We start from the raw sequence: 21,888 nt of genomic DNA, 5'->3' as shown, positions 1-21,888 counted from the left end.
CAGCTCATGACCGTGCCGTCGCCGGATGCCCGCACCGTGCCCCGCCCCCGCCCCCGCCTCCGCGTCGGCGCGGGCGGTACCAGCCGTGCCGCCCGTACCCTCCCCCCGGTGGCGGCGCGCGCCAACGCCCTGCATCCCGGGGCCTGGTGGATCTGGGCCCTCGGCCTCGGCACGGCCGCCTCCCGCACCACCAACCCGCTCCTGCTCGCGCTGCTCATGGCGGTGGCGGGCTACGTGGTGGCCACCCACCGCACCGACGCCCCCTGGGCCCGTTCCTACACCGCGTTCGTGAAGCTGGCGGCGGCCGTCCTCGTCATCCGTCTGGGCTTCGCCGTCTTCCTCGGCTCACCGATCCCCGGCACGCACGTGATCGTCACGCTGCCCGAGATCCCCCTCCCGCACTGGGCACAGGGGGTACGCATCGGCGGCCGGGTCACCGCCGAGGGCCTGCTCTTCTCGCTCTACGACGGCCTGAAGCTGGCCGCCCTCCTCGTCTGCGTCGGCGCGGCCAACGCCCTGGCGAACCCGGCACGGCTGCTCAAGTCGCTGCCGGGAGCGCTGTACGAGGCGGGCGTCGCGGTGGTCGTCGCGCTGACCTTCGCGCCGCATCTGATCGCCGACGTCCAGCGGCTGCGCGCCGCACGCCGGCTCCGCGGCCGCCCCGACCGGGGGCTGCGCGGCCTGCTGCACGTCGGACTCCCCGTCCTGGAGGGGGCGTTGGAGCGTTCGGTCGCACTGGCGGCCGCGATGGACGCACGCGGGTACGGGCGCACCGCACAGGTCCCGGCCTCGGTGCGGCGCACCACCGGAGCCCTCACCCTGGGCGGCCTGCTCGGTGTCTGCGCCGGGACCTACGGACTGCTGACCGCGGCGGGCGACAGCTACGGCCTGCCGGTCCTGCTGGCCGGGCTCGCCGCCGCGCTCGGCGGCCTGTGGCTGGGCGGCCGCCGCTCACCGCGGACCCGGTACCGGCCCGATCTCTGGGGCGTCCGGGCCTGGCTGGTCGCCGGGTCGGGCGTGGCGGTCGCGGCCCTGATGATCGCGGCCGCCTCCCAGGACACCGCCGCGCTGCGCCCCGGCGTCGTCCCTCTGGTCGCCCCCACTCTTCCCCTCTGGCCGGCGGCGGCGATCCTGCTCGGCCTGCTCCCCGCCTTCACGGCCCCGGCCGTCCGGCGAACCCCTGCCTCCGAGGAGTCATCGTGATCCGCTTCGAGGATGTCTCCGTGACGTACGACGGGGCGGCCGAACCCTCCGTCCGCGGCGTGGACTTCGAGGTGCCGGAGGGCGAACTGGTCCTGCTGGTCGGCCCGTCCGGGGTCGGCAAGTCGACGGTGCTGGGCGCGGTGAGCGGACTGGTCCCGCACTTCACCGGCGGAACGCTGCGCGGCCGGGTCACCGTCGCGGGGCGGGACACCCGTACCCACAAGCCGCGCGAACTGGCGGACGTGGTCGGCACGGTGGGCCAGGATCCGCTGTCCCACTTCGTGACGGACACGGTGGAGGACGAACTCGCCTACGGCATGGAGTCGCTGGGTCTGGCACCCGCCGTGATGCGCCGCCGGGTCGAGGAGACCCTCGACCTCCTGTCGCTGGCCGAGCTGCGCGACCGCCCGATCGCCACCCTGTCCGGCGGCCAGCAGCAGCGGGTCGCGATCGGTTCGGTGCTGACCCCGCACCCGCGGGTCCTGGTCCTCGACGAGCCCACCTCGGCGCTGGACCCCGGGGCCGCCGAGGAGGTCCTCGCCGTCCTGCAGCGTCTGGTCCACGACCTCGGCACCACGGTCCTGATGGCCGAGCACCGCCTGGAGCGCGTCGTCCAGTACGCCGACCGGCTCGCCCTGCTGCCCGCGCCGGGGGCACCGCTGACGCTCGGCACCCCCGCCGAGATCATGGCCGTCTCCCCCGTCCGCCCGCCGGTGGTGGACCTCGGCCGCCTGGTCGGCTGGTCCCCGCTCCCCCTGACCGTGCGCGACGCACGGCGCAGGGCCGGACCACTGCGCGAGCGCCTGAGCACCCCGGCCCCAGCCGAACCCACCACCCCCGACCACCCACACCTCGCCCCCTCACCTTCCCTCTCCCCCTCCCAGGCACCGGCGCGCCCGACCACCCCCCTCCTCTCCCGTCTCCTCCGGGGGCGCTTCGGTCACGGCCGAAGCGCCCCCGGAACCACCCCGCCACCTCCCCCCTCGCCGGAGGTGGCGGTCGTCGAGTCGCTGGCCGTGCGGCGCGGGCGCGTCGAGGCGCTGCGGCGGGTCGATCTGGCCGCCGGGCCGGGCGAGACCATCGCGCTGATGGGCCGCAACGGCGCCGGGAAGTCGACGCTGCTCGGAGCGCTGGTCGGGCTCGTCGAGCCGGCCGCCGGATCCGTCCGGGTCGGCGGGGCCGCACCGCACCGCACGGCGCCCCGTGACCTCGTACGCCGCGTGGGACTCGTACCGCAGGAACCGCGGGACCTGCTGTACGCGGACACGGTGGCCGGCGAGTGCGCGGCGGCCGACGAGGACGCCGGGGCCGCCGCCGGAACCTGCCGGGCGCTGGTGTCCGAGCTGCTGCCGGACATCGCGGACGACACGCATCCCCGTGACCTGTCGGAGGGACAGCGGCTGGCGCTGGCGCTGGCGGTCGTCCTCACGGCCCGCCCTCCGCTGCTGCTGCTCGACGAGCCGACCCGCGGCCTCGACTACGCGGCCAAGGCCCGGCTGGTCACCGTGCTGCGCGGGCTGGCCGCCGAGGGCCACGCCATCGTGCTGGCCACCCACGACGTGGAACTCGCCGCCGAGCTCGCCGACCGTGTGGTGATCCTCGCGGACGGTGAGGTCGTCGCCGACGGTCCGACCGCCGAGGTGGTCGTCGCGTCCCCGTCCTTCGCCCCTCAGGTCGCCAAGATCCTGGCCCCCGGGCCGTGGCTCACCGTCGCCCAGGTCGGAAGGGCCCTCTCATGACCACCGCCGACACCTCCGCCACCCACCCCCGGCCCCGACCACAGCCCCAGCCCCAGCCCCAGCCCCAGGCCCGGGCCGTCCGGCTCGGCCCGCGTTCCGTCACCGCCCTGGTCCTGGTCAGCGCGACCGGGGCCGCCGGATTCGCCTGGCCGCTCTTCGCGGGTCCCGGCTCGCAGGTCAGCGCCCACGCCCAGGACGCCCCCTGGCTGTTCGCGGGGCTCCTCGTCCTGCTGGTCGCGGTGGTCGCGGCGACGATCTCCGAGTCGGGCCTCGGCCCGAAGGCGGTCGCCATGCTCGGCGTGCTGGCCGCGACGGGCGCCGCGCTGCGCCCGATCGGGGCCGGGACGGCCGGCATCGAGCCGATGTTCTTCCTGATGGTGCTGAGCGGCCGGGTGCTGGGACCCGGCTTCGGCTACGTCCTCGGGTCCGTGACCATGTTCGCGTCGGCGCTGCTGACCGGCGGGGTGGGGCCCTGGATGCCGTTCCAGATGCTGGCCATGGGCTGGTTCACCATGGGAGCCGGGCTCCTGCCGGGCCCGGACCGGCTGCGCGGCCGCGCGGAACTCCTGATGCTCGCCGCGTACGGCTTCCTCGCCGCCTTCGCGTACGGCACCGTCATGAACCTGGCCGGCTGGCCCTTCATGGACGCGCTGGCCTCGAACATCGCCTTCGACCCGCACGCCGCCCTACCCGCCAACCTCGCCCGCTTCGTCACGTACTGCCTGGCCACCTCCCTCGGCTGGGACCTGGGGCGGGCGGTCGTGACCGTCGTCCTGACGCTGACGCTCGGCACGACCCTCCTGAAGGCGCTGCGCCGGGCCACGCGCCGGGCCGCCTTCGAGAGCCCGGTCACGTTCGACCCCCACTGATCCGGGACCCACGTCACATCGCCCGTCAGCACCGCGTGGCCTCCCCCGCACCGTCCGTCAGGGGCGGGGTGAACCGGCCCACAGGGCGCAGGTCACATACGAAGCCGACTAGTAGACCAAATCCCCTGACATGGCCCCGCCATTACCCCTCTGACCTGCACTTTGAGAGCCACGTCACACCCAACACCCCCACCCCCAATGCGACCACAACTAGTAAAAAGGGTCATTGCGGACAGTCCCGGATCCTGTTTGTCTTGAGGACGTCGCCAGGCGCCACGAGCCCTCACGGGCCGCGGCGCCGACGTACGCCGCTCCTTCCACACACCACGTGGTCACGGCCTGCGAGCGACTCCATGTCCCCGAGGAAACAGGTTCTCCGTGTCCGTCTCCGTCATCCGTCGCATCGTCTCCTCCCCGAAGAAGGCCCTCGCCGGTACCGCCGTGGCCGCCGCCACCGCCGGCATGGTCCTGGCCGCGGCGCCCGCCCAGGCCGCCACGCCGACCAGCGCCTCCGCCGCGAAGTCGATCGCTCACACGATGATTCCGGACGCCTCGCAGTTCAACGCCTTCAGCAAGATCGTCGAGCACGAGAGCGGCTGGAACGTCAGCGCCACCAACTCGTCCTCCGGTGCGTACGGTCTGGTCCAGGCTCTGCCCGGTTCGAAGATGGCTTCTGCCGGTGCCGACTGGAAGACCAACCCCAAGACCCAGATCAAGTGGGGTCTGGACTACATGAACTCCCGCTATGGCAGCCCGGCCGGTGCGTGGAGCTTCTGGCAGGCCAACGGCTGGTACTGATCAGCCCATCACACACAAGGCGGCACCCCGTTCCGGGGCGGCCGCCTTCGTCGTACCCCCGCATCCCCCAGGCCACCGCCGAAATCGTCTCTCGCCCCCTCCGCCCCTACCCGTCCCACCCCGGGGCTCCGCCCCAGACCCCCGCTCCTCAATCGCCGGAGGGGCTGGATCGTTGCCCCGCACCCGAGAGGTGGCCCCTGGGGCTCCGCCCCAGACCCCGCTCCTCAAACGCCGGAGGGGCTGAATTTTTCCCCGGCCGGGGCTGAGACATTCGCCGGCTGGGGCTGGGACTTTCGTCGGCCGGGGGCTGGGACTTTCGTCGGCCGGGACTGGGATTGCCTGGGCCGGAGGCTGAGACTTTCGTCGGCCGGGGCTGGAATTGCCTGGGCCGAGAGTGGATCTGTTCCTGGGCCGGGAGTGGATCTGCCCCCGGGCCGGGAGTGGATCTGCCCCCGGACCGGGAACGGGTCTGCCCCTGGGCCGGGAGTGGATTTGTCCTGCGCGGCGGTCACCACGACGTATCCGCAGTCGGAATGCGGCGGGAGGGGACGTGCCGGTACATCGATGGCCGTCGCCACTAACCGTCACTTCTCTGCCCGACAGCGGCGGCCTGATGCACCGGCGCGGCCCCGACCCACCCACCGGCGGAACCCGGCCCGTGGTGGACTGGGCCCCATGGACACGCCGCCCGACCTCGACCCCGACCCCGAGTCAAGAGGCCTCCGCCTCGTGCCCGCGCTGCTGTCGCTGACCGTCGTCAGCGGACTCATCGACGCGGTGAGCTACCTGGGTCTCGGCCACGTCTTCACGGCCAACATGACCGGCAACGTGGTGGTGCTCGGCTTCGCCGCCGCCGGCGCCCCCGGCTTCTCCGTCCCGCACACCCTCACCTCGCTGTGCTGCTTCGTCGCCGGCGCCGCGACCGGCGGACGGACAGCCGTCCGCCTGGGCGACGGCCCCCGCCGCACCTGGGCCCGCGTCACGTTCGCCGCCGAGGCCGTCCTGACGGCCGCCTGCGCCGCGGTGGCCTTCGCCGCCCCGCACGCCACCGCCACCACGTACACCGTGATCGCCGTCACGGCCTTCGCGATGGGCCTGCGCAACGCGACGGTACGCAGGCTCGGCGTCGCCGACCTGACGACGACCGTCCTGACGATGACCCTGACGGGCCTGGCGGCCGACTCGCGCGCCGGCGGCGGCGCGGGCCACCACTCCCCGCGCCGGACCGCCTCGGTCGTGGCGATGGCGGCCGGCGCCCTGCTCGGCGCGTGGCTGGTCCTGCACCACGGCCTCGCCCTCCCCCTGCTGATCGCGGCCCTGATCCCGGCGACCCTGGCGGCAACGGTCTCCGGCCGGGAGTGACCCCGCCCCGGAACCACCCCCACCTCCCCCGCCCCCTCAGACGCGCTGAATGATCGTCCCCGTCGCCAGCCCCCCACCCGCACACATCGTGATCAGCGCGAACTCCTTATCGGCCCGCTCCAATTCATGCAGCGCCGTGGTGATCAGCCGCGCCCCCGTGGCCCCCACCGGATGCCCGAGCGCGATCCCGCCCCCGTTCACGTTCACCTTCTCCAGATCCTGCCCGAAGACCTGCGCCCAGCTCAGCACCACGGACGCGAACGCCTCGTTGATCTCGACGAGGTCGATGTCCTTCAGCGACATCCCGGCCTTACCGAGCACGGCCCGGGTGGCGTCGATCGGCCCGTCCAGGTGGAAGTGCGGGTCCGAACCCACCAGCGCCTGGGCCACGATCCGTGCCCGCGGCCGCAGTTTCAGCGCCCGCGCCATCCGCTTGGAGGCCCACAGGATGGCCGCCGAACCGTCCGAGATCTGGGAGGAGTTGCCGGCCGTGTGAACGGCCGTCGGCATCACGGGCTTCAGCTTCGCCAACGCCTCCATGGACGTGTCGCGCAGCCCCTCGTCCCGGTCGACGAGCCGCCACATGCCCTGCCCGGCCCGCTGTTCCTCCTCGGTGGTGGGCACCTGCACGGCGAACGTCTCGCGCTTGAACCGCTCCTCCGCCCAGGCGACGGCGGCCCTCTCCTGCGAGATGAGCCCGAGGGAGTCGACGTTCTCGCGGGTCAGTCCGCGGTGACGGGCGATCCGTTCGGCCGCCTCGAACTGGTTCGGCAGATCGACGTTCCACTCGTCGGGGAACGGCTTGCCGGGCCCGTGCTTGGACCCCGAGCCCAGCGGCACCCGCGACATCGCCTCGACACCGCAGCTGATCCCGACGTCGATGACTCCCGCGGCGATCATGTTGGCGACCATGTGGGAGGCCTGCTGCGAGGAGCCGCACTGACAGTCGACCGTCGTCGCGGCCGTCTCGTAGGGCAGCCCCACGGTCAGCCAGGCGGTGCGCGCGGGGTTCATGGACTGCTCGCCGGCGTGGGTCACCGTGCCGCCGACGATCTGCTCGACGCAGTCGGCGGGAATGCCGGTGCGGCCGAGGAGTTCACGGTAGGTCTCGCCCAGGAGATAGGCGGGGTGCAGATTGGCGAGCGCGCCACCGCGCTTGCCGATGGGGGTCCGTACGGCTTCGACGATCACGGGTTCCGCGGCCATGGGGGCTCGTCCTCTCCTCAGGCCTGTCCTGCGGCCAGGCCCAGCTGACCCGCGCAGCGCGGGGCGTCCCGGCCCACCCACCGCGCAGAACTAGAACGCGTACCAGTTCTGCGTGCAGTTTGCTGAGCGAACCCCCCGCGCCGCAAGGGTCGTGCAGCTCCCGAAGTCGTGATCTGTACCAATCCCGCACGGAATTGGGAGGCCCGCACCTCTTGCCACTTGTAGAACCCGTTACTACCTTCACGGCGATTCCCTCTTCCTGATGGACCGTCAGAAGCGCCCCTGGAGTTGCCGATGTCCTGTCCAGCGCTGCCCGAGGGGTTCGATTTCACCGACCCCGACGTGCTGCACCACCGCGTGCCCCTGCCGGAGTTCGCCGAGCTGCGCCGGGCCGAGCCGGTCCACTGGATCCCACAGCAGCCCGGTGTCGCCGGCTTCGAGGACGACGGCTACTGGGCCGTCACCCGGCATTCGGACGTCAAGTACGTCTCGACGCACCCCGAGTTGTTCTCCTCGTTCCTCAACACCGCGGTCATCCGCTTCAACGAGCACATCCAGCGCGAGCAGATCGAGGTCCAGCGGCTCATCATGCTGAACATGGACCCGCCCGAACACACCCGGGTCCGCCAGATCGTGCAGCGCGGCTTCACCCCGCGCGCCATCCGCTCCCTGGAGGACGCCCTGCGCGCCCGGGCGGGTTCGATCGTCGCGAACGCGCTCGCGCAGGCGGCCCCCGACGGCTCCTTCGACTTCGTCACGCAGGTCGCCTGCGAACTCCCGCTGCAGGCGATCGCCGAGCTCATCGGCGTCCCCCAGGAGGACCGGGTCAAGATCTTCGACTGGTCCAACAAGATGGTGGCGTACGACGATCCCGAGTACGCGATCACCGAGGAGATCGGCGCCGAGTCGGCCACCGAACTCATCTCGTACGCGATGAACATGGCGGCGGACCGCAAGCAGTGCCCCGCCAAGGACATCGTCAGCACCCTGGTGGCGGCGGAGGACCAGGGGAACCTCGCCTCCGACGAGTTCGGCTTCTTCGTCCTGCTGCTGGCGGTCGCCGGCAACGAGACGACCCGCAACGCCATCACCCACGGGATGCACGCGCTGCTCACCCACCCCGACCAGTGGGACCTCTACAAGCGGGAGCGGCCGAAGACCACCGCCGAGGAGATCGTCCGCTGGGCGACCCCCGTCGTCGCCTTCCAGCGCACGGCGACCCAGGACACCGAGCTGGGCGGGCAGCGGATCAGGAAGGGCGACCGCGTCGGCATCTTCTACTCCTCCGCCAACAACGACCCCGAGGTGTTCGAGAACCCCGAGGTCTTCGACATCACACGGGACCCCAACCCGCACCTCGGCTTCGGCGGCGGCGGCCCGCACTTCTGCCTCGGCAAGTCCCTGGCCACGCTGGAGATCGACCTGATCTTCAACGCGATCGCCGACGCGCTGCCGGATCTGCGGCTGGCGGGCGACCCCCGCCGCCTGCGCTCGGCCTGGCTGAACGGCGTCAAGGAACTCCAGGTCCGTCACGCCTAGCGGGCACCTCGCACCCGGGCCGGCGGCCTCCCGGCACCGCCGGCCCGTCCGAGGGAGGCAGGGGCACCCCCGCGCCCGCCTCTGTCTCCCCCGAGGTGATCAGCCCGGTGATCACCTCGGTGTGCGGCCCGGCGTACGGACCGGTGGTCCCACCCCGGCCCGGACCGGTTCCACGGCCGCCCTGACCCGCGGACCGCTGAACAGCCAGGTCAGTCCGAAGCCCGCGGCGACGACCGCCGCGCCTCCGACGGCGTCCAGGACCCAGTGATTCCCCGTCGCCACGATCGAGGAGACCGTCAGAAGCGGGTGCAGCAGGCCCAGCGCCTTCATCCACCATCTCGGCGCCAGCACCACGATGACGATCCCGCACCACAGGGACCAGCCGAAGTGCAGCGAGGGCATCGCCGCGTACTGATTGGTCAGCTCGGTCAGCGTGCCGTAGTCGGGCTTGGAGAAGTCCTGCGCGCCGTGCACGGTGTCGATCACGCCGAGGCCCGGCATCAGGCGCGGCGGGGCGAGCGGATAGAGCCAGAAGCCGACGAGGGCGAGCAGGGTGGCGAAGCCGAGGGCGGAGCGGGCCCAGCGGTGGTCGGCGGGGCGGCGGACGTACAGCACGGCGAGGATCGTGAGCGGGACGCCGAAGTGGAACGACTGGTAGTAGAAGTCGAAGAAATCCCTCAGGAAGGGGACCCCCACCACCGCGTGGTTGACCCCGTGCTCGATGTCCAGGCCCAGGAAGCGCTCGACGGCGAGGATCTGCCCGCCGTGGTGCTCGGCGGTGGCCCGGCCCCCGGAGTTGGTGCCGCCCGTCGCGGCGAGCCTGATCTGCTGGTAGGCGGAGTACCCGACGCGGATCAGGAGCAGTTCGAGGAGCAGGTTCGTACGGGTGAGGACCCGGCCGCCCGGCAGCAGCGGGATCCGCCTCCACCGGGTGTCGGCGGGCGCCGCGCGCTCGGTGGGGACCGGGGCCCGGTAGTACGCGGACGTACGGGACAGGAACGGCACGGCGACGGCGGCGGCCAGCGCGGCGATCAGCACCACGTTGTCGCGCAGCGGCCTCAGCGCCGGCATGTCCGGCAGCATCATCCGGGCGGGCAGCGTCATGACGAGGACGACCGTGACGGGCCACACGTAGCGGTCCGAGGTCTTCCGGCCGGCCCTGCCGACGAGCGCGAGCAGGACCCACAGCACCTGGTGCTGCCAGGTGGTGGGCGAGACGGCGACGGCGACACAGCCGGTGAGGGCGACGGCGAGCAGCAGCTGCCCGTCCCGCGCGTAGCGGACGGCGCGGCGGAGCCCGAGGACGGCGACGGTCGCGCCGAGCGCCAGGAAGAGGCCGACCTCCAGCGGTCCGGTGAGGCCGAGCCGCAGCAGGGCGCCGTGCAGGGACTGGTTGGCGAGGTCGTCGGCGGACTTGCCGAGGCCGACGCCCGCCAGGTGGTGCACCCAGTACGTGTTCGAGTCGCGCGGCATCGCGGCCCAGGCGAGCGCGGTGAGGGCGGCGAACGTGGCGCCGGTGGAGACGGCGGCGCGGCGGCGGCCGGTGAACCAGAGCAGGGGCGTGAAGAGCAGCACGGTCGGCTGGAGGGCCGCCGCGAGGCCGATGAGGAGCCCGCAGGCGCGTTCGCCGCGGACGACGAAGCAGCCGAGCAGGACGAGCAGCACCGGGATGATGCTGGTCTGGCCGAGGTAGAGGGCGTTGCGCACGGGCAGCGACAGCATGAGCAGGCTGACGGCCACGGGCGCGGCGAGCAGCGAGGTCCGCCGGCTCACGGGGGGCGGCAGGGCGCGGGCGGCGACGAGGCCGAGCGCGACGACGAGCAGGAGGGTGCCGAAGGTCCAGCCCCAGCCGAGGGCCTGTTCGGCCGACCGGGTGAGGGGTTTGAGGACGAGGCCGCCGAACGGGGTGCCGGTGAACCGCGTCGAGTCGTACAGCGAGCCCTTCACGTGGAGCACGCCGTGCGGGCCGACCCAGGTCTCCAGATCCGTCAGCCGGTCCGCCTTGGGGGTGCTGAGGACGGCGGCGAGCTGTCGTACGGCCAGCAGCGCGGCGACGACCCAGAGCCCGAGGCGGAGCGCGCGCAGCCGCGCCCGCACCGTCTCCGGCGCTCCCACGACACCTTCGCCCGGTCGTCCGCCGTGCTCCACGTTCGCCACGCCCTGTCGACCCTCCCGCCCCATTGACCGGCCTGCGCCTCACAGGTCCCTTATCTCAACCCATATCAGTACCTAGTAGGTCACGGCCACCGTCACTAAAAGACGCGGAAAGCCCGGATCGACCTGACAGCCTCCTCCGCCTTTGTCCGAATATCGACGATCCGCGACGAGGCCGGTTCCCGGCCGGGCCCGCGAGATGGATCACAGACGGACCGCCGCGAGGACGGCTCCGGTCACCTCGTCGCCCCTGCGTACGCCGCCTTTATGTGCACTGTGCCGCGGGTCGCGTACACCACGTGATCGGGACGAACCGCCCTAAGGTCGCTTTTCGGCCCGTCTCCGGACGGGCCGTCGGTCCGCCCCGGGTCACCCCCGGGTCACCTGTGCGAGCCCTCGGCCCGCTTCCGGGCGGACCCGTCCCTGTCCCCGGCGAAAGGAAGGCCCTTGCCGACCGCGACCCCGACGGCCCCCGCCGTACGTGCCCCCGCTCCCGCCCGTCCCGTCTCCCCCGAGGTCACCGTCACCGACCCCGCGCTGGTCAGGCGCGCCGTGAAGGCCGCGGCGCTCGGCAACGCGATGGAGTGGTTCGACTTCGGTGTCTACAGCTACATCGCGGTGACGCTGGGCAAGGTCTTCTTCCCCTCGGGCAACCCGACCGCCCAGCTCCTGTCGACCTTCGGCGCCTTCGCCGCGGCCTTCCTCGTCCGCCCGCTCGGCGGCATGGTCTTCGGCCCGCTCGGCGACCGGATCGGCCGCCAGAAGGTCCTCGCGCTGACCATGATCATGATGGCGGCGGGCACCTTCGCGATCGGTCTGATCCCGTCGTACGCGACGATCGGCGTCGGCGCTCCGGTCCTGCTGCTCGTGGCCCGTCTGGTGCAGGGCTTCTCCACCGGCGGCGAGTACGCGGGTGCCACGACCTTCATCGCCGAGTACGCGCCGGACAAGAAGCGCGGCTTCCTCGGAAGCTGGCTGGAGTTCGGCACGCTGGCCGGATACATCGGCGGCGCGGGTCTGGTGACCCTCATGACCGCCCTGCTGTCCACCGACGACCTGCTGTCCTGGGGCTGGCGGATCCCGTTCCTGATCGCGGGCCCGATGGGCATCATCGGCCTCTATCTGCGGATGCGCCTGGAGGAGACCCCGGCGTTCGCGGCCGAGCTGGAGAAGTCCGAGGCGGCCCGCCCCAAGGTGCCGCTGCGCGAGATGATCGCCGGCCAGTGGCGCACCCTGCTGCTGTGCATGGGCCTGGTGCTGGTCTTCAACGTCACCGACTACATGCTGCTGTCCTACATGCCGAGCTACCTGACCAGCGAGCTCAAGTACGACGAGACGCACGGTCTGCTCGTGGTCCTCGGCGTGATGGCGCTGATGATGGTCGTCCAGCCCTTCGCGGGCGCGCTGACCGACCGCATCGGCCGCCGCCCGGTGATCGCCGCGGGCTGCGCCGGCTTCCTCGCCCTGTCCGTCCCGGCGCTGCTGCTGATCCGCCAGGGCAGCCTGCTCGCCGTCGCGCTCGGCATGGGCGCCCTCGGCCTGCTGCTGGTGTGCTTCACCGCCGCGATGCCCGCCGCGCTCCCGGCGCTCTTCCCGACCCGGGTCCGCTACGGCTCGCTCTCGATCGGCTTCAACGTCTCCGTCTCGCTCTTCGGCGGCACGACCCCGCTGGTCGTCACCGCCCTCATCGGGGCGACCGGGAACATGATGATGCCCGCGTACTACATGATGGCCGCGGCCGTCATCGGCGGTGCCGCCGTCTGGTTCATGGCGGAGTCGGCCGGCCGGCCCCTGCCGGGCTCGGCGCCCGCCGTGGAGCCCGCGCCCGCCGTGGAACCCGCGCGCGGCTGACGTCCGCGGACCCGGGTCCCGCCGGCGCGCGGGGCCCGAATCCCGCTGGCACGCGGGGGCGCCGGGGGCTAGGTTCGAGGCAAAAGTCCTTAGCGCATCTAACTAGGCTATGAAAGGCCCGGTGCATGAGCGAGTCGCAGCTCTGGAACGACGTCGACGACCACTTCACCACCCTCCTGGCCCCCGCCGACGAGATCCTCACCGCCGCGCTGCACGACAGCGACGCGGCCGGACTGCCCCCCATCAACGTCGCGCCGAACCAGGGCAAGCTGCTCCAGCTGCTCGCCGAGATCCAGGGTGCCCGCCGCATCCTGGAGATCGGCACGCTCGGCGGCTACAGCACCATCTGGCTGGGCCGCGCCCTGCCCGCCGACGGGACGCTGATCACCCTCGAGTACGACCCCCGGCACGCCGAGGTCGCCCGCGCCAACCTCGCGCGGGCCGGCCTCGACGGCGTCGCCGAGGTGCGGGTGGGCCCCGCCCTGGAATCCCTGCCGAAGCTGGCGGACGAGAACCCGGAGCCGTTCGACCTCGTCTTCATCGACGCGGACAAGGTGAACAACGCCCACTACATCGAGTGGGCGGTCCGGCTCACCCGGCCCGGCAGCGTGATCGTCCTGGACAACGTGGTCCGCGGCGGAGCGGTGACCGACGCGACGAGCGGCGACCCGAGCGTGCGGGGCACCCGGGCCGCGCTCGAACTGATCGCCTCCCACCCGAAGCTGGACGGCACGGCGGTGCAGACGGTGGGCAGCAAGGGGTACGACGGCTTCGCGCTGGCCCGCGTACGGGCCTGACCGCCCGCCCCCGCCGGCTGACCCCCGCCGCCCGGCCCCGTGTGCCGCCCGACCGGTCCTAGACCTCGTGGTAGAAGCCCACGTTCACGGTGTGGGGCCCGGTGCGGTCCTGGATGACGAGTTCGCCGGAGCCGCCCGCCGGGAGTCTGGCCGTCCCGCCGTACGGAAGCGGCTGAGGCTGCAGTCCTGTGAGGATGAGTCTGACCTCGGAGGACGGCTCCGCGTGGGAACCCCTGAGCCAGGTGACCTGCCAGGAGCCGTCCGGGCCGCACTGGAACTCCAGGTGGACCCGGGAGACGAACAGCCAGTCGTCCGGGGTCGCGAGACGGCACACGGCCCGGTCCCGGCCCACCCGCAGCATGGCTCCGGGGTCGCTCGGCGCGTCGGCCATCTGCATCCCGGCCGTCGCTCCGGCGTCCCCTCCGGTCACCGAGGCCATGGTGAGTTCGAGCAACGCGCGCTCCTTAGTGAGGTGCTGGTCCAATTGTCCCGCCGGGGAACGTGGTTGCCCCGTCGCCGCCGCATGATAATTCGACCTTTACCGTCGCCGTGTGACCTCCGGCACAATGGACTCATGACCGAGCGCAAGCCACCCGGTGTCACCTTCGAGTCGTGGGTCGACCGGCAGATCCGCCAGGCGGAGGACCGCGGCGAATTCACGGAACTCCCCGGCGCGGGCAAGCCGCTGCCGGAGGTCACCGACACCCCGTACGACGAACTCTGGTGGATCAAGCGGAAGATGGCCCGCGAGGGCCTGTCCGTGCTGCCGCCCACACTGGCCCTGCGCAAGGAGGCGGAGGACGTGCTCGCGGCCGTTCCCGCGCTTCCTTCGGAGCGGGCGGTGCGGCGGGCCGTCGAGGACGTCAACGCCAAGATCCGCGACATGATGTTCAAGCCGCCGCCCGGACCTCCGCTCGGCCTCAAGCCGTACGACGTGGAGAGGATCGTCCAGGAGTGGCACGCGGCCCGCGAGAGCCCGGCCCCGGGCGGCGCGCGGCCCGAGGGCCGGGAAGAGACAGGACCGGCGTGAGGCCGCGCCCCGGGAAGTACTCCGGGGCACGGCCTCACGTCACCGGGAGGTCTTGAGCCGGGCTCAGAGCCTGAGCAGGCGCTCGGTCATCTCGCGGTAGTCCTTCAGGGCGAGCCGGAGCCGCTCGGTGTCCGGGCCGGCCGCCTTGTCCTCGTCGCCGGCCTGCCAGGACGTGCGCAGGTCGCGCCGACGCCGGGTCACGGCTTCCGTGAACCGGCCCGCGAGCTCCTCCAGCACGTGGTCGGCCTCCTCCACGGAGGCCTGCGGGCCGTCGATGAACCCGCCGACCGCGTGCCGCATCCGCAGCTTGAACTTGTCGTGCTCGTCCAGCGGCAGCATCCGCCCGTCCCGCCCGGCGGAGTCCCCCGCACGGTCCTCGGTGTCCGCCGGGCCGCCCCGGTGGTCCGCTTCGGCGGCGTCACGGGATACGGACCCCGGCCCGGGACGGTCAGAGGCGCCGGACGGGCGGGACGCGGGGGACGCGGGGGACACAGGGGATGTGGGGGAGGCAGGAGATGCGGGGGACGCCGAGCCGACGCCCGTACGTTCCGCGCGGTCGTCGCCGGGGGCGCCGCCCCGCTCCTCCGAGCCCGCGCCCGTCGTCGTCCGGGCCGTCCCGCCGGTCCCGGCCGGACGGACACCGGCGTCGTCCGCCGTCCCGCTCCCGGCCGAACGGGCCGTCGAACCCGCGCCGTCCTTGGCACGGTCGCCGTTCCTGTCCGTGTCGCCACCGCCCGGGGCGGGCTCGGTGGAGACGTGGTCCACCCGGCCCTTCAGGGCCTCGCGGCGCGACACCTCCTCGGCCTCACCGCGCTCGCCGCCCACCCGGTCGTCCGGGGAACGCTCGGCGGGTACGGGGGTCACGCGGCCCTTCACGGGCGCCTCGCGGGGTTCGTCGGGGCCGGGGCCCCCACGCCCCTTCGCGGCGGCGGTCTCACGGGACGGGGTCCGCTCGGGATCCTGCTCTGGCTTCATGGTGCTCACCTTCTTCAACTCCCCTTCGCCTGAAGCCCGGTGAAGGACCAGGGACGGTGGGAGCGAGTCTCGGGGGTGGAATTCCTGTTGCTGTTCTCGGCGTTCTCGGCGTTCTCGGCGGCACTCTCCGCCGTCTACGCCGGTTCGGTACGCCCGTCGCTCCCCGTCGTCCGCGCCGGCTCGGCCTGCCGGGTGTCCTTGGTCAGGGCGAACCGCCTGCTGCGCTCCGGCCGGGCGGCCGGGGTCCCGCTCACGTCGTCCGCGTCGCGCGTCCGGCCGGCCGAGCCGTCCTCACGGGTGGGGGTCAGCAGGTCGTCGAAGAGGTCGCGGGCCTCCAGCATGGCCTCGCGCAGCTTCTCGGTGTCGACGCCGCCGTTCTCGCCGCCGCCGGTGCGGGCCAGCGCGGCCCGGTGCACGCGGCGGTACCCGTGGACGTGGTGCCCGTGGTGGACGGAGAGCGCGGACACCTGCTCCTCGTAACGGTCGCCGGGGAATCCGCGTGCTCCGGCCAGCTCGCCGAGCAGCCGGTCGGCCTCGGCCACCGCCTCCCGGGGCGAGTCGACGAAGCGTTCCTGGGCGGCCGTCCAGCCGGCCGCGTACCGTTCCCTGGCCGCGGGTTCGAGCGGCAGCTCGCGCAGTGCGCCGTGCTGCTTCACCCGCTCGTTGAGGTCGCGTTCGGCGGCCTGGGTGTCACCGTCGTGCCGGGCTACGGTCCGGTCGTACTCCGGTCCGAAGCGCCGCCTGAGCGCGCGTCCGCCCGGCGGCCTTCGGGCTCGGAGGGTCAGGGCGGCCGCGACAACGGCCACGGCCGCCACGATGATCAGAGCGATGATCACGCCTGTGGACATGAATGCCTTCCCGGGTTCTCGACCCAACGGGCCGGTTCCCGCACCGGGTTGCCCGGAACCCGGCCCTCAAACGGCCCCGGCGACGGCACGGACGTCAACGCCCCTCCCGCGCCGTGCCGTTCGGCCGTCGCCCCTTATCCGCTTGCGCTCCCGGGGCGGCACCCGCCGACAATGGCCCGCATGACCCGAACGCCGTCCGCCGCGCGCGACTCCTGGAGCGTGGCTCCCGAACCCTTCGACTCCCCCGCCGCCGCGGCCCTGTGGCGGGCGTACTACACCGAGGTCAGCGACCGGTGGTACCGGGTGCACGAAGGACGTACGACGGATCCCGACGAGCTGGAGCGGGAGATCGCCGCGCAGAGCGGCGCCGAGTTCGCGCCGCCCGCGGGGGTGCTGCTCCTCGCGCGCCACGACGGTGAGCCCGGCGGCACGGCGGGCGTGCGGATGCTCGACGCCACGACGGGCGAGCTGAGCCGCGTCTTCGTCCGCGCGGACCTGCGCGGCACGGGCGCGGCCCCGCTCCTGCTGGCCGCCGCCGAGGCGGCGGCGCGCGGCCTGGGCGCCCGGCGGCTCCTCCTCGACACCCGCTCCGACCTCGTCGAGGCGCGGGCCCTGTACGCCCGGCACGGCTACGAGGAGACCGCCGCGCACAACGACGTGGCCTTCGCCGAGCACTGGTTCCGGAAGGACCTGACCGGCTGAGGACGGATCACGCCGGTTCCCCCTGCGGGCGGACGGCCGGGGCGCTCCCGTGCGGGCGCTCCGCGTCGGAACCGCACATCTCCTCGTTCAGCTCCGTCACCAGCTTCGTGAGGTCGGTCGGACGGTCCGGTGTCCACCAGTCGCCGAGGAGTTCGGCGAGGGACTCCTCGCGGGCCATGGACAGGTTCCGGGCGGCGAGACGGCCCTCGTCGGTGAGGACCAGGTCCAGGCCCTCGCGGCGGGCCAGCCGGCGTTCCTCGATCTGACGGGCGGCGGCCAGGACGACGTCCAGGGGAACCGCGCTGCGCTCGGCCAGGAGGGCGGGCTCCACCCACCCGTACTTCTTGATCCGCAGCAGCATCCAGCTCGCCGCCGGCAGCAGGTCGTAGCCGGCGCGCGCGGTGATCTTCTCGTAGATCTCGCGGCGGCCCTCCCGGGTGCCGAGCACGGACAGCGCCCGGCACACCTCGTCGTACGACGACCGCTCGACCGGGTTGCTCGCCAGGGTCTCCGTCACGTCGGGTGCCGTGACGGAGCCGCGCAGTCTGTCCTCGCGCAGGAACCAGGCCAGGACGAAGCCGAGCAGCGCGACCGGGGCCGCGTACAGGAAGACGTCGGTGATCGATGTCGCGAACGCGTGCAGGACCGGCTGTTGCAGATCGGCCGGCAACTGGCCGATCCCCTTCGGGTCCGCCTTCAGGGAGTCCGTCGTGATGCCGGGTGGCAGCTGCTGTCCGCCCAGCGCGTCCGTCAGGTTGTCGCCGAGGCGGCCCGCGAAGACCGTGCCGAAGATCGCGACGCCGAACGAGGCGCCGATGGACCGGAAGAACGTCGCCCCCGAGGTGGCGACGCCCAGATCCTCGTACGACACCGCGTTCTGCACGATCAGGACGAGCACCTGCATCACGAGGCCCAGGCCCAGGCCGAACACGAAGAAGTACGTGCTCATGATCCAGGTGCCGCTGTTCTCGTCCAGCTGGTGCAGCAGGAGCAGACCGAGGGCGGTGATCCCGGTGCCCGCGACCGGGAACACCTTCCAGCGGCCCGTGCGGCTGACGATCTGCCCGGAGACCGTGGACGACAGCAGCAGCCCGAACACCATCGGCAGCATGTGCACGCCGGACAGCGTGGGCGAGATTCCCTGCACGACCTGGAGGAACGTCGGCAGATAGGTCATCGCGCCGAACATCGCGAAGCCCACGATGAAGCTGATGATCGCGGACAGCGTGAAGGTGTGGACCCGGAACAGCTTGAGCGGCAGCACGGGTTCGGCCGCGCGCCGCTCCACCGCGACGAAGGCGGCACCGAGGACGACGCCGAGCACCACGAGCCCGATGACCTGCGGCGAGTCCCAGTCCCAGGTGGTGCCGCCCAGCGAGGCCACCAGGACCAGGCAGGTGGCCACCGCGGCGATCAGGAACGTACCGGCGTAGTCGATGACGTGCCGTGCCGACTTCCTCGGGATGTGCAGCACCGCGGCGATCACCACGAGGGCCACGACACCCACGGGCAGGTTGATGTAGAAGACCCAGCGCCAGCTCAGGTGCTCCGTGAACAGCCCGCCGAGCAGGGGCCCCAGCACACTCGTCGCGCCGAACACCGCACCGAACAGTCCCTGGTACTTGCCCCGTTCACGCGGCGGGACCAGGTCGCCGACGATCGCCATCGACAGCACCATCAGTCCGCCGCCGCCGAGTCCCTGCAGCGCCCTGAAGGCGATCAGCTCGCCCATGTTCTGCGACATGCCGCACAGCGCCGACCCGATCAGGAAGATCACGATCGCCGTCTGGAAGAGCCTCTTGCGGCCGTACTGGTCGCCGAGCTTGCCCCACAGCGGGGTCGCCGCCGTCGACGCGAGCAGATACGCCGTGACCACCCAGGACAGGTGCTCCAGGCCGCCGAGGTCGCTCACGATGGTCGGCAGGGCGGTGGACACGATGGTCTGGTCCAGCGCGGCGAGCAGCATGCCGAGCAGCAGGGCGCCGATGGACACGAAGACGCTGCCGTGCACCGTGTCCCGGGCGTCGGTCGCCGCTGCGCTGCGGCGGCGCACCGCCGACTCGCTCACCTCGACCGAGTCGTGCAGTCCGGGCGGCTCGCCCGCACCGCCGCCGGTCGGCGCCTCCGCCCCTTCCGGCCTCCGGCCGGACGGTGCGTCGGAACCGTGCGCGTCCCCGGTCATACGGCCTCCCTGAGCCCCGAGGGTCCCGGTCACCCTCCATCCTGATCGGTGTGTCCGGTTATGGCCTGTCGAGCCAACCGGAATCTGCTATTCAGGGGGGCTGCTTGAAGGTTGTATGAAGGTCGTCCGCATAATCACTGGAGTTTTCAGGGGGGAGGGACCCACTCGTGACTGAACCGACCGGGCATGTCTGCCCCGAGTGCGCCGCACACCGGGCGCAGGACGGCACCCCGTCCTGCGCCTGCACCAGCAGGGCGTCCGACGCCCTGCGCGACGAGCGCTCGGCCGAGGCCGCTGCGGCGGAGGACTTCAACCCGCTGCGCATACGGCCCTACGTGGAGCTGGGCCCGGAGAACGCCGGGCACACCGGAGGGGGCCTCGGACCGGCCGAGGGCACCGGAGCCCCGGGCCAGGCCGCAACGGGCCACTGGCAGGCCGCCCCGACGGCCGGAGAGCCCTGGGCCGCCGCGGAGGCGGGTGCCTGGACACCGGAGGGCGTCTGGGTGGCCGAGGGCTCCTGGGCGCCGGGCGGCGACGCCGGGGCGGTGGGCGCCGTGCCGGCGTACGGCGACGCCCCGGGCATCCATGGCGTCCACGGCGTCGCGCCGACCGGCGGTGTCGAGCCGGCCGGCGCGGGTTCCATGACCGGCGTCCCGCCGGTCGGCGGGGTGCCGATGCCGCCGCCCGCGAACGGACAGGACGCGGCCGCTTCGACCATGCAGCTCGCCACGATCCCGGCCGACGCGGCCGCGGGACCGGCTCCGGTCGCGGCCGACGCGACCATGCAGCTCTCCGCCGTCCCGGCGGACGCGACGATGCGACTGGCCCCGGTGCCGGCGGACGCGGCCCCGCGCTCGGCACCGCTGCCGCCGGAGGTGAGCACGCCGCCGGCGCCGATGCCGGCCGACGCGACCATGCGGCTGAAGGCGCTCCCCTCGGAGGCGCGCGCCACCGACGTCCGCCTCTTCCACGACACCGCGCGCCCGCAGGAGCCCGGACAGGGGGTCTCGCCCTCGGGCCGGCCCAGGCGCCGCCGGCGTACCGGCGTCCTCGCCGTCACCGGAGTCGTGGTGACCGTGGTGGCCGCGGCGGGGGTGGCGAGCGGACTGCTCTCCTACGACCCTCCCTCGCGGGACGGGGCCCAGCCGAAGGACGTCAGGGCGAGCGTGCCGGACGTCCTGTCGGACACGGTCTCCGCGGTGCCGTCGGCGAGCGCGTCCTCGACGGCGTCCGCCTCGGCGTCCCCGTCGACCTCGCTCAGCGAGAGCCCGTCCCCGTCGGCGTCCGAGCCGGACGCGTCGGCGTCACCGTCCTCGTCCGCCCCGGCCTCGCCGACCTCGGCCGGACCGAGCGCGACGGCGACCGCGACGGAGGCCGTGGAGTCCCCGGGGGGCGGCGGTTCGAACACGCTGGCCGGGCCCACCCTGCGGCGCGGTGACAGCGGGTCGGAGGTGACCGAGCTCCAGCTCCGGCTGAGCCAGCTCAGGATGTACATGCGGAAGGCCGACGGCCAGTTCGGCCGCCACCTAGAGGACGCCGTGCGCTGGTACCAGTGGGCACGGGGCATCTCGGGCGACGACCCCGGCGTGTACGGCCCGGCCACACGGGCGAGCCTGGAGTCGGAGACGTCCCAGCCGTAACTCGCCGCAGGCGTTCGCAGCGGCCGGCTCCGGGTTCCGCCGGTGGGTGGGTCGGGGCCGCGCCGGATCCCGACTGCGGGTGCGTCGTGGTGGCTGACCATTTCAGCCAGTGAAGTTTTCAGCCCCGGCCGGGAAAGTTTCAGCCCCTCCGGCGTTTGAGGAGCGGGGTCTGGGGCGGAGCCCCAGGTACGGGACGGGTAGGGGCGGAGGGGGCGAAAAACCCTTCGCCCGGCCCACCCCCCTCACACCTCCCCCAAGGGGACCCGTTCCGTCGGCGGGTCAGCCGATGTGAAGACGGACGCTCCCGTCCCCGACAACCTCGACCCGCACCTCGGTCAGATCACGAACAAGCACATCCGGCCCATGGAACCCGGCCCGAGGACCAACACCCACGACCCGCATCCCAGCGGCCCGCCCCGCATCGATCCCCGCCCCGGAGTCCTCGAAGACGACACAGTCCTCGGGCGCGATCCCCAACTCGGCCGCCCCCTTCAGGAAGCCCTCCGGATCAGGCTTGCTCGCACCGACCGACTCTGCGGTGACACGGACATCAGGAAGCCCGAGCCCGGCGGCAGCCATCCGCCCGCTGGACAGCGCCACATCCGCCGAGGTGACAAGAGCGTGCGGCACTCCGGCAAGGGAGGCGAGGAACTCGGGCGCACCCGGGATCGCGACGACGCCGTTCATGTCGGCGGTCTCCTCGGCCAGCATCCGCGCGTTGTCCGCGTAGTTCTGCGCCATGGGACGGTCGGGCAGCAGCACCGCCATCGAGGCGTACCCCTGCCGGCCGTGGACGACCTTCATGACCTCGTCCCCGTCCAGCCCGTGCCGGTCGGCCCAGCCGCGCCAGCAGCGCTCGACGACGACATCCGAGTTGACGAGGGTCCCGTCCATGTCGAGCAGAAGGGCGCGTGCGGTCAGAACGGTGGTGGCCGTCGTCATCGATGCTCCAAAGCACATGTAGGGGGGACCAATACACCCCCGGGAAACAAG

The 21,888-nt window shown here is 72.8% G+C and carries 18 protein-coding genes; 11 read left to right on the top strand and 7 right to left on the bottom strand.

Features of this window, described 5'->3' with window-relative positions; genetic code table 11:
* Positions 1 to 6 precede the first annotated feature (6 nt).
* The 5 genes from ACFYYF_RS22935 to ACFYYF_RS22915 all read left to right on the top strand — a co-directional run bounded on the left by ACFYYF_RS22935 (position 7) and on the right by ACFYYF_RS22915 (position 5,971).
* The gene (locus ACFYYF_RS22935) at positions 7 to 1,203 is read left to right on the top strand and encodes a CbiQ family ECF transporter T component (RefSeq protein WP_388778549.1); all 1,197 of its coding nucleotides are present in this window, start codon (positions 7 to 9) and stop codon (positions 1,201 to 1,203) included.
* On the top strand, positions 1,200 to 2,942 hold the full coding sequence (locus ACFYYF_RS22930; protein WP_388778546.1) for an ABC transporter ATP-binding protein: 1,743 nt from the start codon (positions 1,200 to 1,202) through the stop codon (positions 2,940 to 2,942). Before ACFYYF_RS22935 ends, ACFYYF_RS22930 begins: the two co-directional genes overlap by 4 nt.
* Complete coding sequence (locus tag ACFYYF_RS22925) at positions 2,939 to 3,811, top strand: ECF transporter S component (RefSeq protein ID WP_388778543.1); 873 nt, start codon at positions 2,939 to 2,941, stop codon at positions 3,809 to 3,811. Before ACFYYF_RS22930 ends, ACFYYF_RS22925 begins: the two co-directional genes overlap by 4 nt.
* Positions 3,812 to 4,189: 378 nt before the next feature.
* The gene (locus ACFYYF_RS22920; protein WP_361677982.1) at positions 4,190 to 4,609 is read left to right on the top strand and encodes a transglycosylase SLT domain-containing protein; all 420 of its coding nucleotides are present in this window, start codon (positions 4,190 to 4,192) and stop codon (positions 4,607 to 4,609) included.
* 675 nt (positions 4,610 to 5,284) lie between these two features.
* Complete coding sequence (locus tag ACFYYF_RS22915) at positions 5,285 to 5,971, top strand: YoaK family protein (protein WP_388778540.1); 687 nt, start codon at positions 5,285 to 5,287, stop codon at positions 5,969 to 5,971.
* 36 nt (positions 5,972 to 6,007) lie between these two features.
* On the opposite strand, the gene ACFYYF_RS22910 is transcribed toward ACFYYF_RS22915, so the two are convergent.
* Positions 6,008 to 7,177: a steroid 3-ketoacyl-CoA thiolase gene (locus tag ACFYYF_RS22910; RefSeq protein WP_361677977.1), complete on the bottom strand. Its 1,170-nt coding sequence runs from the start codon at positions 7,175 to 7,177 to the stop codon at positions 6,008 to 6,010.
* Positions 7,178 to 7,471: 294 nt separating this feature from the next.
* Here ACFYYF_RS22910 and ACFYYF_RS22905 point away from each other — a divergent pair, with 294 nt between their 5' ends.
* On the top strand, positions 7,472 to 8,716 hold the full coding sequence (locus ACFYYF_RS22905) for a cytochrome P450 (protein ID WP_361677974.1): 1,245 nt from the start codon (positions 7,472 to 7,474) through the stop codon (positions 8,714 to 8,716).
* A 111-nt stretch (positions 8,717 to 8,827) separates the two neighbouring features.
* On the opposite strand, the gene ACFYYF_RS22900 is transcribed toward ACFYYF_RS22905, so the two are convergent.
* On the bottom strand, positions 8,828 to 10,873 hold the full coding sequence (locus ACFYYF_RS22900; protein ID WP_388778535.1) for a bifunctional glycosyltransferase 87/phosphatase PAP2 family protein: 2,046 nt from the start codon (positions 10,871 to 10,873) through the stop codon (positions 8,828 to 8,830).
* A gap of 444 nt (positions 10,874 to 11,317) precedes the next feature.
* Here ACFYYF_RS22900 and proP point away from each other — a divergent pair, with 444 nt between their 5' ends.
* Both proP and ACFYYF_RS22890 read left to right on the top strand, forming a co-directional pair.
* Positions 11,318 to 12,721, top strand: coding sequence for a glycine betaine/L-proline transporter ProP (proP, locus tag ACFYYF_RS22895; RefSeq protein WP_388778532.1), 1,404 nt, complete (start codon positions 11,318 to 11,320; stop codon positions 12,719 to 12,721).
* A 125-nt stretch (positions 12,722 to 12,846) separates the two neighbouring features.
* Complete coding sequence (locus ACFYYF_RS22890; protein ID WP_388778529.1) at positions 12,847 to 13,518, top strand: O-methyltransferase; 672 nt, start codon at positions 12,847 to 12,849, stop codon at positions 13,516 to 13,518.
* 58 nt (positions 13,519 to 13,576) lie between these two features.
* On the opposite strand, the gene ACFYYF_RS22885 is transcribed toward ACFYYF_RS22890, so the two are convergent.
* Positions 13,577 to 13,972 (bottom strand): hypothetical protein, encoded by a 396-nt coding sequence (locus tag ACFYYF_RS22885; RefSeq protein WP_361677963.1) that lies wholly within the window; start codon positions 13,970 to 13,972, stop codon positions 13,577 to 13,579.
* A 120-nt stretch (positions 13,973 to 14,092) separates the two neighbouring features.
* On the opposite strand from ACFYYF_RS22885, the gene ACFYYF_RS22880 reads away from it, so the two are divergent.
* On the top strand, positions 14,093 to 14,548 hold the full coding sequence (locus ACFYYF_RS22880; protein ID WP_388778526.1) for a DUF1992 domain-containing protein: 456 nt from the start codon (positions 14,093 to 14,095) through the stop codon (positions 14,546 to 14,548).
* 63 nt (positions 14,549 to 14,611) lie between these two features.
* On the opposite strand, the gene ACFYYF_RS22875 is transcribed toward ACFYYF_RS22880, so the two are convergent.
* Positions 14,612 to 15,523, bottom strand: a complete 912-nt coding sequence (locus ACFYYF_RS22875; protein WP_388778523.1) for a hypothetical protein — start codon at positions 15,521 to 15,523, stop codon at positions 14,612 to 14,614.
* A gap of 134 nt (positions 15,524 to 15,657) precedes the next feature.
* Positions 15,658 to 16,371 (bottom strand): hypothetical protein, encoded by a 714-nt coding sequence (locus ACFYYF_RS22870; RefSeq protein WP_361677954.1) that lies wholly within the window; start codon positions 16,369 to 16,371, stop codon positions 15,658 to 15,660.
* Positions 16,372 to 16,551: 180 nt separating this feature from the next.
* Here ACFYYF_RS22870 and ACFYYF_RS22865 point away from each other — a divergent pair, with 180 nt between their 5' ends.
* Entirely contained in the window at positions 16,552 to 17,073 is a 522-nt protein-coding gene (locus ACFYYF_RS22865; RefSeq protein ID WP_388778521.1) for a GNAT family N-acetyltransferase, read from the top strand.
* A gap of 7 nt (positions 17,074 to 17,080) precedes the next feature.
* On the opposite strand, the gene ACFYYF_RS22860 is transcribed toward ACFYYF_RS22865, so the two are convergent.
* Entirely contained in the window at positions 17,081 to 19,255 is a 2,175-nt protein-coding gene (locus ACFYYF_RS22860) for an MDR family MFS transporter (RefSeq protein WP_388778519.1), read from the bottom strand.
* Positions 19,256 to 19,422: 167 nt separating this feature from the next.
* Here ACFYYF_RS22860 and ACFYYF_RS22855 point away from each other — a divergent pair, with 167 nt between their 5' ends.
* Entirely contained in the window at positions 19,423 to 20,895 is a 1,473-nt protein-coding gene (locus ACFYYF_RS22855) for a peptidoglycan-binding protein (protein WP_388778516.1), read from the top strand.
* 279 nt (positions 20,896 to 21,174) lie between these two features.
* On the opposite strand, the gene ACFYYF_RS22850 is transcribed toward ACFYYF_RS22855, so the two are convergent.
* On the bottom strand, positions 21,175 to 21,837 hold the full coding sequence (locus ACFYYF_RS22850) for an HAD family hydrolase (protein WP_388778513.1): 663 nt from the start codon (positions 21,835 to 21,837) through the stop codon (positions 21,175 to 21,177).
* Between the last annotated feature and the right edge of the window lie 51 nt (positions 21,838 to 21,888).

Source organism: Streptomyces sp. NPDC001914 (genome assembly GCF_042891215.1).
Lineage (GTDB): Bacteria > Actinomycetota > Actinomycetes > Streptomycetales > Streptomycetaceae > Streptomyces.
This window is presented reverse-complemented; position numbering and strand designations above follow the sequence as displayed.